Genomic DNA, 12264 nt, shown 5'->3' with positions numbered 1-12264 from the left:
TACGCGCGTGCTCCTCCACGGCGGAGCGCCGATCGGCCGCTCAAACCTCTTGACCTGCTGTTTCCCTCCTTCGGGGGCAATCCACGGGCACCGCGGCGCGCCTCGGCCCGCCAGAGCTCATGATCTCGCTCGTGCATGGAGTGCAACGACCTGAACCGACCCGATTCGCCCCGATGCTGAGGGTGTTGACGCCGGCGGTCCTGGCCCTGGCATGCGTGGGCGGGCCGGCCGCCCCGGCCGCGGCCGACGCCTGCGCATACGCCTCCCTGGGCCCGGACGCGATGACGGCGGTGGCGGTGGCCGGCAGCGGTCCCTGGCCCTCGCTGCCGCCCCCCTGCCCTCAGCCGACGCCGTCGCCCTCCCCGAGTCCCCCACCGCCCCCTGCACCCGACCCGACGCCCACGCCGGATCCGACCCCGACGCCCACACCCACGCCGACACCCACGCCCGAGCCCTCTCCGCCCAAGCCCGCTCCCCGGCCGGCCCCGCCGAAGCCACGCCCCACCCTGGCCCCCACGCCTCCCCCTCCTCCGTCCCCGCGACCGGTTCTCGAGACCTCCCGGCCCCGGCCCGCACCTCCGCCTCCCCCGCCGTCGCCGCCCCCGGCCACGCGACCGGCTCCCCCACCCCCGCCCTCCATCGCGCCGGTGACCTACCCGCGTCACCGCTCCCAGCCGCCGCGGCCGGCGCCGCGGCGCAGTCCGTCGCCGCTCACCTACGTCCTGCTCATCGCGGTGCCCGCGCTGGTCGCCGTGGCCACGCTCCGCCCGCGCTGACTCCTGGAGGAACCCGTTGTCGGAATGGCTTGTTCTCACGCTGGCGATGCTGGCCGCCTGCACGGTGGTCATCGTCATCACCTTCGTACGGCACCGCAGGAAGGGCGAGGACGAGGATCCCAGCGAGACCCCGGACGTCATCGAGTACATGACGATGTGGATCGGCGTGGTGTACGCCATCGTCCTGGGCCTGGCCATCGCCGGCGTCTGGGAGGCACGCTCCGCCGCCCAGGACCATGTCCAGGCGGAGGCCCAGGCGCTGTACGAGGTCTCCGAGCGCGTCCGCGTCTACCCGTCCGACGTCCGCGACCGGATCCGCGCCGACGTCGACGCCTACGTCGGACATGTCGTCACCACCGAGTGGAAGAGCATGACCGACCACGGCCGGCTCACCGAGCGGGGCGACGAACTGCTCGCCCGCCTCCGCGCCGACGTCACCGACTACCAGCCGAAGTCGGACTTCGAGGCACAGGCCTACCAGCCGCTGGTGGACCAGGTGGCCGCCGCCGCCCAGGCCCGCACCGCACGCGCCGACGCCATCGGGCCGACGATGCCGGGCGTGGTGTGGTTCGGGCTGATCTCGGGAGCCGTCATCACCATCGGGATGGTGTTCGCACTGCAGATCCGGCGCACACCGCGCGAACTGGTCCTCGCAGGCCTGTTCTCCGCGCTGATCGCTTTTCTGCTCTTCCTGATCTGGGACTTCGACGCCCCCTACAGCCGCGGGATGTCGGCGACGACCGATCCCTTCCTGACCCTGTTCCCGCACCTTCCGGACTGACGGTCCGACAGCATGACGGGACATCAGTTCCGTTCCCTGCCCGCAGGAACGACGTCCCCTGCGCAGCCCACAGCATTGCCCCGTTCGCCCGGGTGCGATCGCGCCCCAGCGGACACCTTCCTAGCGTTTCGGTCATCGAGGTGCATGTCCACCACAGGCGGAAAGGGTCCGCAGCTGCTCCTCGGGGACCGGAGGATTCATCATGCGCGTAATACGCGTCATCTCGGCCGCGCTGCTGGGGCTCGGCGCCCTCACCTTCTCCGCACCGGCCGCCGTCGCCTACGGCGGTGACGACCACTCCTACGGAAGCGACAGCCGCTCCTACGGGGGCGACGGCCGCTACGGCGGGGGAGGATACGGCGGAGGCGGCGGCCCCGGCGGCGGAGGCGGTCACGGCCGCTACGGCGGAGAGGACGAGGACCGTTTCGGCGGTCACGGCGGTCACGGCGGACACCGGCCGGAGCACTTCCGCCATGGCATCCGGGCGGGCGAGGGCGGGTCCGGTTCCGGTGTCGACCTCAAGGCGATCGGAACGGGCACCGTGCTCGTCGCCGGCTCGGTCGGCGCGGCGTACTACCTCTCCCGCCGTCGCACCGACGAGGGAGGAAGCACCGCCTGACGGGCGTTCCCTTCCTCGGCACAGGTCTTCGCCCCGGACTCCCTCGGGTCCGGGGCGAAGACCTTGTTGTGCGGAAGGTGCGGAAGGTCATGCGGAAGACCTTGCCCTCAGGGGCTTGCCACACAGGAGCTCACAGCGCATGAAGAGGGCTCCGGCCTCCGCGCGGGCGGAGGCCGGAGCCCGGGGACCGCGGCGGACGGCGTCAGACGCGCCTGACGGCGCGCCGACGGCGCAGCCAGAACATGCCGCCGCCGATGGTGCCCGCGGCCAGCAGCCCGCCGCCGATGGCCATGTCGGCCGGGGTGGCACCGGTGACGGTGCCGCCGCCGATGCCGCCCCGGACTCCGCCGATGACGGTGAAGGCCTGCGGACGGATCAGCTTCTGGCCGTCGCACTCGGCCGTGATGTCGTACGTCCCGGGGTGGACGTCCTCGCGGATGGTCGCGATGGCCCTGGCCCTGTCCCCGAAGTCGCTGACCGGTCGCAGCGGTGTCCTCGCAAACGCGAGCGACTCCACGGCACCGCCGTTGCGGCAGCCCTCGACCGTGACCGCCAGCTGTCCGCCGCGGGCGATCACGCCAGGTGTGGCCACGATGTTGCGGATGCCGGCCGGGCCGTGGCCGCCCCCACCGCCCCAGCCACCCCCCGGACCATCACCCGGGCCGAAGTCCGGGTCGAAGCCCGGACCGTCGCCGAAGCCGTCGCCGCCCCGGCCATGGCCGAAACCGTCGAAGTCGCCGCCCGGCCCCCGCCCGTTGCCCCCGCCCCGGTTGTCGCCGAATCCGCCGCCCGGGCCACGCCCCCGGCCCTCGCCACCGAGCCCACCGTGGCCGGGACCGATGCCCGGCCCCACTCCGGGAACCCCGGGGCCGAATCCGGGGACCCCAGGACCGAACCCGGGAACACCAGGACCGAATCCGGGAACACCGGGAGCCACCCCCGGAACCCCACCGGGCCCGACCCCCGGAACACCACCAGGCCCTACTCCCGGAACACCCGGCACCGCTCCCGGAACCCCACCGGGCCCGACTCCCGGAACACCGGGCACCGCTCCCGGCACTCCAGGTCCTGGGGTGGGCCCCACTCCCACCCCGCCGTCCCTGATGACCCTCGGCAGAGCACCGCCCTGCGCCATGGCCTCCGGAGCGGCGAGTCCGGCGGTGGCGACCGCCGCGGCCAGTACCGCCAAAGGCGCCGACAGGGTACGAGCAGTACGCATGTGATCCTCCGCGGAAGGCGGCCCGGGGACTCGTACCCGGACGATCGGCGAGACAGCGCCTCCCGAACGCAACCCTCGGATGCCCTGTACGGGTGCGCATGTCGACGCTCGCCCGTCCTGGTGAGCGAACACCGCCGGGACATCACTCCGTTGAATGTCCCCGCAGGTCACGGACCGTCAGAAATGACCCGTGTGGCGCGACTCGGATGGCGCACGGAAAAAGCGCGGGGCACCCGTTCGCGTCCGTCCCGTCGCCGGTCGCGCGCGCCGGACATAGCGTTCATGTATGCGCGAATGACACGGCGACGGCCGCGTCGAAAGGGGATGGTGAATGTCTGTGAGCGAGCGGTTCCGGTTCGCCGAGGAGGAGCAGGAGACACGAAAGAAGCGTGCCCCATGGGGCGTGATAGCGCTCGTTCTGCTGACCGGACTCGCTCTCATCCGCAACGGCTCGGGGGAGTTCGACGTCGGCCCGCCCCAGCCCGCGACGGCGGCCGCACCCGATCCGAGCAGCACACCGAGCCCCTCGGCCGCGAGCACGGCCCCTCAGCTCGTCCTGCCCCGTTCGGTGCCCGACCGGATCAGAATCCCCGTGATCCAGGTCGACGCGCCCATCACACCGGTCGGGGTGGACAAGGACGGCTGGATCGCCGCGCCGCCGCCGGAGAACCCCAATCTGGCCGGCTGGTTCACCGGTGCGGTCACACCGGGGGAGAAAGGCACCGCCGTCATCGACGGCCATGTGGACAATTCGGCGGGACCCGCGGTGTTCTACGGGCTCGGCGCCGTGCAGAAGGGAAACCGCGTCGAAATTCACCGGCAGGACGGAAAGACGGCCGTATTCGAGGTGTACGGCGTCGAGGTGTTCAAGAAGGAGAACTTTCCCGGCGACCGCGTGTACGGCTCGAAGGGAACGCCGGAACTGCGGGTCATCACCTGCGGCGGCGGCTACAACGAGGCCACCGGGTATCAGGGAAACGTCGTCGTGTTCGCCCGCCTGGTCGGAGTCCGCTGAGGGGACCCCGGCCAGGCGGGCACCCGTCGGACGGACACCGGCCAGGCGGGCACCGGTCGACCGGGCACCGGTCGGCCAGGCACCGGTGGGGCGGACGCGTCAGGTCTGGGCCCGGTGCGGCACGGTGAACTGGTAGCCCTCGTCCAGCAGCCGCGGAAGGTAGGTGCGCAGCGCGCGGACGGTCTGCGTACGGTCGCCTCCGGCGTCGTGGGAGAGCACCACGACCCCGGACCCCGCCCCGCGCTCGATGCGCCGGACGATCGTGCTGGTGCCCGGGGTGGTCCAGTCGAGGCTGTCGACCGTCCAGGCCAGCGGTTCCATGCCCAGCTCGGCCTCCACCTGGAAGACCGTCCGGTTCCAGGCGCCGTAGGGGGCGCGGAACCACTGGGGCCGCTGCCCGTACGCCTTTTCGATGATGTCGCAGGTGCTCTCCAGCTCCACGCGGATCTGCCGCCGGGTGCGCCTGGTGAGCAGCGGGTGGGTCCAGGTGTGGTTGCCGACGGCGTGCCCCTCGTCGGCCATCCGGGCCAGCAGGTCCTTGTTCCAGTCGGCCATCTCGCCGCACACGAAGAAGGTCGCCCGGACGTTGTACTTCGCGAGGATGTCCAGGATGCGCGGGGTGTAGTCGGGGTTGGGGCCGTCGTCGAACGTCAGCAGCATGGTGCGGCCCCGGCCGGACATGCGCAGGATCGGTGCGCGCCGTACAGGAGGCCGTACAGGAGTGGTCAGGGGCTCGTGCGGCCGGCCGCCGCCGGCCATGGGCAGGAGGCGGTAGGCGGAGGGATTGAAGGAGCGGTGCGCCGGGGGACCCGCGGCAGGGGCGGGGGCGGGCCCGGAGGAACCGGAGAGCAGCAGACCGGCCGTGCCGGCCGCTCCCGCCGCCCCGAGAGCGGTGGCTCCGGCGAACAATGCCCGGCGCCGCGTGAGCAACTGATCCTTCTGCATGACTCATCAGTGACCGGCTCGCCACCGCTCCACGGGCACAACGGCACGAAAAACACCCGCCCGGCCCAGCGTCCCCCGGTCGGCACACCTCCTTGGAACCCCGGAACGCTACCGGACCCCGCGGTCCATGGCACGGTCCACACACCTCCCCTGGCCTCCCCGGCCTCGTAAGAGTGACGGAGCAGCACGGGCAGCCGGAGCGGGACGAGCCGCGGGCGCACCGGTTCGGGCGGGGAACGGACGGGCCGAAGGTCGTCCTCGTCGGTGCGGACGGCTCCGACTCCTCCCTGCGGGCCGCCGCCCCCTGCGGGCGGACGCGGTGGTGGACGCCTCCGAGCGGGCCGGCCACCGGATCGTCGGCCCGGTCGCGGTCCGCCTGGTCAAGGCGGGACGATGGCCGGTGACGGCGGTGCCGTAGCCGTGGGCCCGACCGGTTGTCGCCTCGCCCCGGTCCGGCCGTATGCGTGGCGATTCTCTCCTCCCCGGCGGTACCGGGCCGGTACGATCCGCCGTCAGCCGTTGCCGTATGCGAAGAGGTGAGGCACATGGCGGGACTCCGGGCGGGTGAGGGCATTTTCCGCCGCAAACCCATTGAACACATCGAGGAGACGGAAGCCGCCGAGGGCCCCCGGCTGGAGCGGACGCTCGGGCTGTGGCAGCTCACGGCGATCGGCGTGGGCGGCATCATCGGCGCGGGCATCTTCACCCTCGCCGGCACGGTGGCCAACGGCACGGCGGGCCCCGCGGTGCTGGTGTCCTTCCTCATCGCGGGCGTGGCCAGTGCGGCGGCCGCCCTGTCGTACGCCGAGTTCGCGGGACTGATCCCGAAGGCGGGCTCGGCCTACACCTACGGCTACGCGGTGCTCGGCGAGTTCGCCGGCTGGTTCATCGGCTGGGACCTGCTGCTGGAGTACACGGCGATCGTGGCCGTGGTCGCGATCGGCATCTCCGGCTACTTCGGCTTCCTGATCGAGAGCCTGGGCGCGGATCTGCCCGCCTGGATGCTGGGCGCGCCCGGCACCGGCGCCGGGCACAAGGTGGATCTGTTCGCGGCGCTCCTGTGCCTGCTCATCGCCTGGCTGCTGACCCTTGGCATCCGCAACGCGGCCCGCTTCGAGACGTTCGTCGTGGGGCTGAAGGTGCTGGTGGTGCTGGTGGTGGTTCTGGTCGGTGCCTTCCACATCACCACCGCCAACTACCACCCGTTCTTCCCCTACGGGATCGGCGGGGCGTTCACGGGTGCGGCGACCGTGTTCTTCGCGGTCTTCGGCTACGACGCGATGTCGACGGCGGCCGAGGAGTCCAAGGACGCGCAGCGGCACATGCCGAAGGCGATCATCTACTCGCTGGTGATCGCGATGGTCCTGTACGTGGCGGCCTGTCTGGTGCTGACCGGTATGCAGAACTACCGGTACATCGACAAGGAGAGCGGTTTCTCGACCGCGTTCCAGTCGGTGGGGCTGAACCGGCTGGCGGACCTGATCGCGGTGGGCGCGATCATCGGCATCCTCACGGTGATGTTCACGTTCATGCTGGGGGTGACCCGGGTGTGGTTCGCCATGTCCCGGGACGGGCTGCTGCCCAGGTGGTTCGCGAAGACGCACCCCACACGGCATGTGCCGACCCGTGTGACCTGGATCGTCGGGGTGGCGTCGGCCGCCATCGCAGGCTTCCTGCCGATCGCGGAGGCGGCCGAACTGACCAACATCGGCATCCTGCTGGCGTTCGTGGTGGTGTGCACGGCGGTGATCGTGCTGCGCTACCGGCAGCCGGACCTGCCGCGCGGCTTCCGCACCCCGTGGATGCCGTTCGTGCCGGGGCTGGGCGTGGTCTTCTCGATCTGGCTGATCACCTTCCTGCAGTGGCAGACCTGGGTGCGGTTCGCGGTGTGGTTCCTCGTGGGGTGCGTGTTCTATTTCGCGTACTCGTACCGGCACTCGGAACTGGCCAGGCGTTAGGGGGCGCCGTCAGCGGGCCGGAAGCGCGCGGAGGAAGTCCGCGACGATCCCGTTGAAGACCTCCGGCCGCTCCAGGTTCGGGTAGTGCGCGGTGCCCTCGATCGTCGTGGAGCGGCCGTCGGGGACGGTACGGGCGAGGCGCTCGGCCTCGGCGATCAGGTCGGGCGCGTCGAGGGCGCCGTTGACGGTGAGCACCGGGACGGCGATCTCCGGCACGCGTGCCCAGGTGTCCGTCAGGGGGACGTGCCAGTCCTTCTCGTCGGGGGTGTGCTTGGACAGGGTGTGCAGCGCCATCTCGCGCAGCCGGCGCGGAATGTCCGGGCCGAGGTCGCCGGGGGTGCGGCTCTGGCCGGCCGCGAAGCCCAGGAGCGCCGTGAGCCAGCGGTCGATGTCACCGGCGCCCAGGGCGCGGAGGCAGTCGGCCTGCATCCGCTGCGCCCAGGGGTCGGTGTACCGGAACTCGCTGGTCGCGGCGCCGCAGACGATCACCCCGCGGACCAGTTCCGGGTACTCGATCACGGTGTCGGTGGCGATGGCCCCGCCCATCGAGAGGCCGACGAGGGCCGCGGGGCCGGCGTCGAGGTGGCGCAGCAGTCCGGCGAGGTCGTCGGCCCACCGGAAGGGCCTGGTCGCGTTGGCGGAGAAGCCGTGGCCGCGTACGTCCGGGGCGACGACCCGGAACTCCGGGGCCAGCGCCGCGATCTGGGCGTCGAAGACCCGGTGGTCGACCCATCCGGAGTGCAGCAGGACGACCAGGTCCCCGCTGCCCTGGTCGAGGTAGGCGAGGTCGCCGTCCGAGGAGGGGAAGAAACGAAGATCCGCAACAGCACTCATGACAATCAAGGTGTCATCTTCTCGCCATTTTGACAACCAAGGTGTCATGATGGTCGGGTGAACGATCTCCATGCCCCTCTCCCCCCGGACGAACTCGGCCGTCGCCTCACCGAGGTGTTCGACCTGGTGGGCCCGCTCTACCGGCGTGTGCAGCGCAAGGTGGAGCAGGACCAGGCCGCGGCAGGACTGTCCGTCGGCATACGGGCCGTCCTCGACCTGCTGCACAAGCACGGGCCGATGACCGTCCCGCAGATGGGACGCGCGCAGGCGATCAGCCGGCAGTTCGTGCAGCGCATGGTGAACGACGCGGCGGCGCGCGGCCTGGTGGAGAGCGTGCCGAACCCGGCCCACCGGCGCTCGCCGCTGATCCGGCTCACGGACGCGGGCCGGGCCGCGATCACCGCGGTGCTCACCCGGGAGCACCTGCTGCTGCGTCAGGTCGGGGGCGATCTGACACAGGCCGATGTGGAGGCATGTCTGCGCGTCCTCCGCGAGATGCTCGCGCTCTTCGGCCACGTGGACGTCGACTGACCGCGTCACCGCCCCGTCGCCGGCCCGTCACCGCCCCATCATCAGCCCGTCCTTCGCCGCGCCCCGGCCGAGCACCACGGTCTGGAGCCGGTCCCGCACCCCCTGCAGGTCGGCGCCCCGGGCGATGGCCTCGCCCACGTTCACCACCCGGCCGGCGTCCGGGTCGAACATCTCGGGGAGGAACTCGGCACGGGCCACCTCCCAGCGCCCGCCCGGCCGGGCGGGCGGGGCGAAGGTGAAGCGGGCGAGGGTGCTCTGGCGGGAGCGCACATCCCGCGGGGTGCGTTCGCCGGCCGGCTGTCCGGCGATCTGGTCGCCGGTGCCGTAGACCACCCAGGTACCGTTGATCTTCTCGTACGGCTGCGGAACATGGGCGCGGGTCCCGAGGATCAGGTCGATGTCGGGGCGGCCGCCGGTCCGCGCCCCGGTGAGCCTGCGGGCCAGGTCGGTCTGCTGCTTGTCGGGCGCCTCCTGCCAGGCCGGGCCCCAGTGCAGGGACACGACCACGACGTCGGCGCCCGCCGCGCGGGCGGCTTTCGCGTCGGCGAGGATCTGGTCCTCGTCGATCAGGCGGACGGCCCACGGCTGCCCGGGCGGGGGCGGAACGTTCGAGTCGGCGGTGTAGGCCAGATGGGCGACCAGCGCACCGCCCGCCCGCAGGAGCGTGCCGCGTGCCTCGGCCTCGCCCCGGGCCGATCCGGCGTGCCGCACCCCCACCTGGTCGAGGACGTCCAGGGTGTACCGGACGCCCTCCATGCCGGCGTCGAGGGTGTGTTCGGAGGCGGTGGAGCAGCTGTCGTAGCCCGTCGCGGCGAGTGCCTGGGCCAGCTCGGGCGGGGACACGGGACGGGGTGCGGCGGGGTGGGGGACGTTCATGCCGAGCGGGACGCCGAGGTGACACAGCGCCAGGTCGGCCCGGGAGACGACGGACCGGACGTCCTCGAGCATCGGCCGGAAGTCGTGGCTCACGCCGCCCCCGTCGAAGCGGGCCCTGTCGACGACCGAGGGGTCCGGCAGGATGCTGCCGGAGGCGACGAGCGTGAACGCGGAGGGCGCCCCCGCGGAGGGCGCCGTCGCGGTGCGCGACGCCGACGGGGCCGGACGTCCGGACGAGGCGTGCTGCTGCTCCCTGTGATGGTTCTGGCAGGCGGCGGCCGCGGCGAGGAGGGCCGTCACGACCAGACCCACCTGCCGTCTGCGTGCGATCATCGGTTCACCCCACAGCGGTCGTATGGACAGACAAATGGGTACGAAGCTGACGGCTTCCGCAAACGGGATCAGTGCGTCGTTGGCCCGTCCGACGGACAGCGAGGGGCCGACAGGGGGCTGATGAACCGTTCGTCGAACCGTTCGGCGACACGATCGACCGTCCGTCGCACAGCGGTGCACGTTCCCTGTCCCCGTACGGCCCTCTGCGATGCCATACGGCCATGACGGCCGGAATCACTCTCTCGCACACCACGACGACCGCCGAGCACGAACTCGCCGCCCTGCAGCGCGAGCACGGGCGGCCGCTGTTCGCGCTGCTGCTGCGCCTGTGCGACGGCGACCGCCAGCGTGCCGAGGACCTGTTGCAGGAGACGCTCGTGCGGGCCTGGCAGCACCCCGAGGCGCTGCGCGCCGACGCCTTCGACTCCGTACGGCCCTGGCTGCTGACCGTCGCACGCCGGCTCGCCATCGACGCACGCCGGGCCCGGCAGGCGCGGCCGCCGGAGGTCGGGGACGCCGATCTGGAGAACGTGCGGGTCATCGCCGATCACGCCGAGCGGGCCGCCGCGATGCTGGACGTACGGGAGGCCGTGAAGACCCTCACCCCGGAACACCGTGAAGTCCTGATGCTGATGTACTTCCAGGGGGCCAGTGTGGCGGAGGCCGCCCGAACGCTGGGAATTCCGCCCGGTACCGTGAAGTCCCGTGCGTTCTACGCGCTGCGCGCCCTGCGCCGGATGCTCCCGGGATACGCGGCCGACCTGCGATGAAACCGACTTCAGGGTCAAGTCTTCGTAAAGCGCCTTGCTGCGGACCTTCGTCGGGTAATCGGCTGTCCTCAACCGTGTTCCGGACGAGTCCCCCATCCGGGGCCGGGCCGGGAACGCGCACAGGAGGAAGGCAGGAAGGAATGCAGCACAGAGGGCAAGAGAGCACGGACGGCCATGGCGGCGGTGAACTGACCGTCCCCATGGCGTGGTTGTACGCCGAGTACATCGCGGACGAACTGCTGCGGACCGGCGACCTGATGCCGCCGTCGTCCTTCGAGTTCCGCGCCGGGCGGGACGCGCTGGCGCTCACCGTCTTCCTCTCCGACCCCGGCGGCGAGCTCTCCGGCACCCGGGTGGTCTCACAGCTGGAGACCTGGCTGTCGCTGACCGCCTACGACCAGCCGTGGCAGGACTGGGTGTGCGAGCGGCTGGCCGACCTCGCGGCCGACGCGCACGCCCGCGGGACGCACTCCCCCGACCTGGCGCTGGCCGAGGCGGCCTGGCGGTGGCTGCGGGAGACCGAGCTGCTCGCGCCCGACCTGGACGCGGTGCCGGGCGGCATCGCCGGGGCGGTCGGAGAGGACGAGGGACCCAAGGTGTGGACGCCCGCCTGGCAGCTCGGACTGCCCCTCGGACATCTCGCCATCCATCTTTTTTAGATTCCGGCCAATCCGCGGGCCCGGCCGCTCCGAACCTCTTTGATTACGATTCGGTGCCTGCCTGAGTGATTCAGCCGTCCGCTGCGTACGGGTGGGAGCAAGCAGTCACCCCACCCCCACCCGAAGGCACGAGGATTCGGCATGAGGTCCCTGGAAAGACATGGCGACGTCGGCGCGTACGCGCTCGGCGTGCTGGACGAGGCGGAAGCCTTCCGCTTCGAGGACCACCTCATGGAGTGCCCTCGCTGCGCGGCGCACGTCGCCGAGTTCGGACCGACGACACGGCAGCTGATGCTGTACCGCAGGGCCACGCCGCGCTTCGTGCACCCCATGACCCAGCCCGGCCCCGGGCTGCTGGACCGGCTGGTCGGCGAAGTGGCGCGCAGACGCCGGGCCGGACGGCGGCGGCTGCTGTATGCCCTGGCCGCCTCGGTGGTGCTCGCCGTGAGCGGCTCGGCGGTGGTGCTCGCCGCGGGACAGGACGACAGGCCCGTCCAGGTGGCGGCCACCGACGCGAGCACCGGGGTGTGGGCCGAGGTCAAGGCCGCGGACCGGGACTGGGGCAGCGCCATCGAGGTGCGGGTCAAGGACGGGGCCGGTCCCCGCTCCTGCCGGCTGGTCGTGGTCGGCCGCGACAGCTCGGAGCAGACCGTGGCCGGCTGGAAGGTGCCCACGCGCGACGGCCGGGCCCACACGATGTCCGCCGGTACGACGATGCACCCGGACGAGATCGACCACTTCGAGGTGCGCACGGACCGGGGGCAGCGCCTGGTGACCCTGGACGTCCACTGAACCCCGGCCTCTTCCGTCCCTCTCCCCCACCCCCTGTTCCTGCCACCCCCACCCTCACCCCCCACACCTCCTCACACCCCTCCCCCGCCGGCCGGTGCCCGTCGAGGACCCTGCCGGTGCATCGCTCACCCGTGCGCTGATGCGCACCAGAGCACA

13 protein-coding genes and 1 pseudogene are annotated in these 12264 nt (G+C 71.9%); 10 read left to right on the top strand and 4 right to left on the bottom strand.

Annotated features, from left to right (window positions below):
• Positions 1–647 precede the first annotated feature (647 nt).
• The 3 genes from ABD224_RS09280 to ABD224_RS09270 all read left to right on the top strand — a co-directional run bounded on the left by ABD224_RS09280 (position 648) and on the right by ABD224_RS09270 (position 2176).
• Positions 648–776, top strand: a complete 129-nt coding sequence (locus tag ABD224_RS09280; protein WP_344048903.1) for a hypothetical protein — start codon at positions 648–650, stop codon at positions 774–776.
• A gap of 16 nt (positions 777–792) precedes the next feature.
• Entirely contained in the window at positions 793–1557 is a 765-nt protein-coding gene (locus ABD224_RS09275; protein WP_344048901.1) for a bestrophin-like domain, read from the top strand.
• A gap of 202 nt (positions 1558–1759) precedes the next feature.
• Entirely contained in the window at positions 1760–2176 is a 417-nt protein-coding gene (locus tag ABD224_RS09270; protein WP_344048899.1) for a hypothetical protein, read from the top strand.
• Positions 2177–2378: 202 nt separating this feature from the next.
• Here ABD224_RS09270 and ABD224_RS09265 read toward each other — a convergent pair whose 3' ends face one another.
• Positions 2379–3029 carry a hypothetical protein gene (locus ABD224_RS09265; RefSeq protein ID WP_344048897.1) on the bottom strand — a complete coding sequence of 217 codons (651 nt, stop codon included), beginning with the start codon at positions 3027–3029 and terminating at the stop codon, positions 2379–2381.
• A 697-nt stretch (positions 3030–3726) separates the two neighbouring features.
• Here ABD224_RS09265 and ABD224_RS09260 point away from each other — a divergent pair.
• Positions 3727–4410: a class F sortase gene (locus ABD224_RS09260; protein WP_344048895.1), complete on the top strand. Its 684-nt coding sequence runs from the start codon at positions 3727–3729 to the stop codon at positions 4408–4410.
• Between the two features lie 99 nt (positions 4411–4509).
• Here the strand turns inward: ABD224_RS09260 and ABD224_RS09255 are convergent, their stop codons facing one another.
• The gene (locus tag ABD224_RS09255) at positions 4510–5355 is read right to left on the bottom strand and encodes a polysaccharide deacetylase family protein (RefSeq protein WP_344048893.1); all 846 of its coding nucleotides are present in this window, start codon (positions 5353–5355) and stop codon (positions 4510–4512) included.
• Between the two features lie 173 nt (positions 5356–5528).
• Here ABD224_RS09255 and ABD224_RS09250 point away from each other — a divergent pair.
• Together ABD224_RS09250 and ABD224_RS09245 are read left to right on the top strand one after the other, a co-directional pair.
• Positions 5529–5773: pseudogene (locus tag ABD224_RS09250) on the top strand (hypothetical protein).
• Between the two features lie 127 nt (positions 5774–5900).
• Positions 5901–7313: an amino acid permease gene (locus tag ABD224_RS09245; protein ID WP_344048890.1), complete on the top strand. Its 1413-nt coding sequence runs from the start codon at positions 5901–5903 to the stop codon at positions 7311–7313.
• Between the two features lie 9 nt (positions 7314–7322).
• Here ABD224_RS09245 and ABD224_RS09240 read toward each other — a convergent pair whose 3' ends face one another.
• Positions 7323–8147, bottom strand: coding sequence for an alpha/beta fold hydrolase (locus tag ABD224_RS09240; RefSeq protein WP_344048888.1), 825 nt, complete (start codon positions 8145–8147; stop codon positions 7323–7325).
• Between the two features lie 57 nt (positions 8148–8204).
• Here ABD224_RS09240 and ABD224_RS09235 point away from each other — a divergent pair, with 57 nt between their 5' ends.
• Positions 8205–8678: a MarR family winged helix-turn-helix transcriptional regulator gene (locus ABD224_RS09235; protein ID WP_344048886.1), complete on the top strand. Its 474-nt coding sequence runs from the start codon at positions 8205–8207 to the stop codon at positions 8676–8678.
• A 27-nt stretch (positions 8679–8705) separates the two neighbouring features.
• Here the strand turns inward: ABD224_RS09235 and ABD224_RS09230 are convergent, their stop codons facing one another.
• Entirely contained in the window at positions 8706–9887 is a 1182-nt protein-coding gene (locus ABD224_RS09230; protein WP_344048884.1) for a CapA family protein, read from the bottom strand.
• Between the two features lie 221 nt (positions 9888–10108).
• Here ABD224_RS09230 and ABD224_RS09225 point away from each other — a divergent pair, with 221 nt between their 5' ends.
• From ABD224_RS09225 to ABD224_RS09215, 3 genes are all read left to right on the top strand, one after another.
• Positions 10109–10657 carry a sigma-70 family RNA polymerase sigma factor gene (locus ABD224_RS09225; RefSeq protein WP_344048882.1) on the top strand — a complete coding sequence of 183 codons (549 nt, stop codon included), beginning with the start codon at positions 10109–10111 and terminating at the stop codon, positions 10655–10657.
• A 140-nt stretch (positions 10658–10797) separates the two neighbouring features.
• The gene (locus ABD224_RS09220) at positions 10798–11316 is read left to right on the top strand and encodes a hypothetical protein (RefSeq protein ID WP_344048880.1); all 519 of its coding nucleotides are present in this window, start codon (positions 10798–10800) and stop codon (positions 11314–11316) included.
• A 141-nt stretch (positions 11317–11457) separates the two neighbouring features.
• Complete coding sequence (locus tag ABD224_RS09215) at positions 11458–12108, top strand: zf-HC2 domain-containing protein (RefSeq protein WP_344048878.1); 651 nt, start codon at positions 11458–11460, stop codon at positions 12106–12108.
• Positions 12109–12264 lie beyond the last annotated feature (156 nt).

Origin of the sequence: Streptomyces thermoalcalitolerans, from assembly GCF_039525155.1 — a bacterium.
Taxonomy (GTDB): Bacteria; Actinomycetota; Actinomycetes; order Streptomycetales; family Streptomycetaceae; genus Streptomyces; species Streptomyces thermovulgaris.
This window is presented reverse-complemented; position numbering and strand designations above follow the sequence as displayed.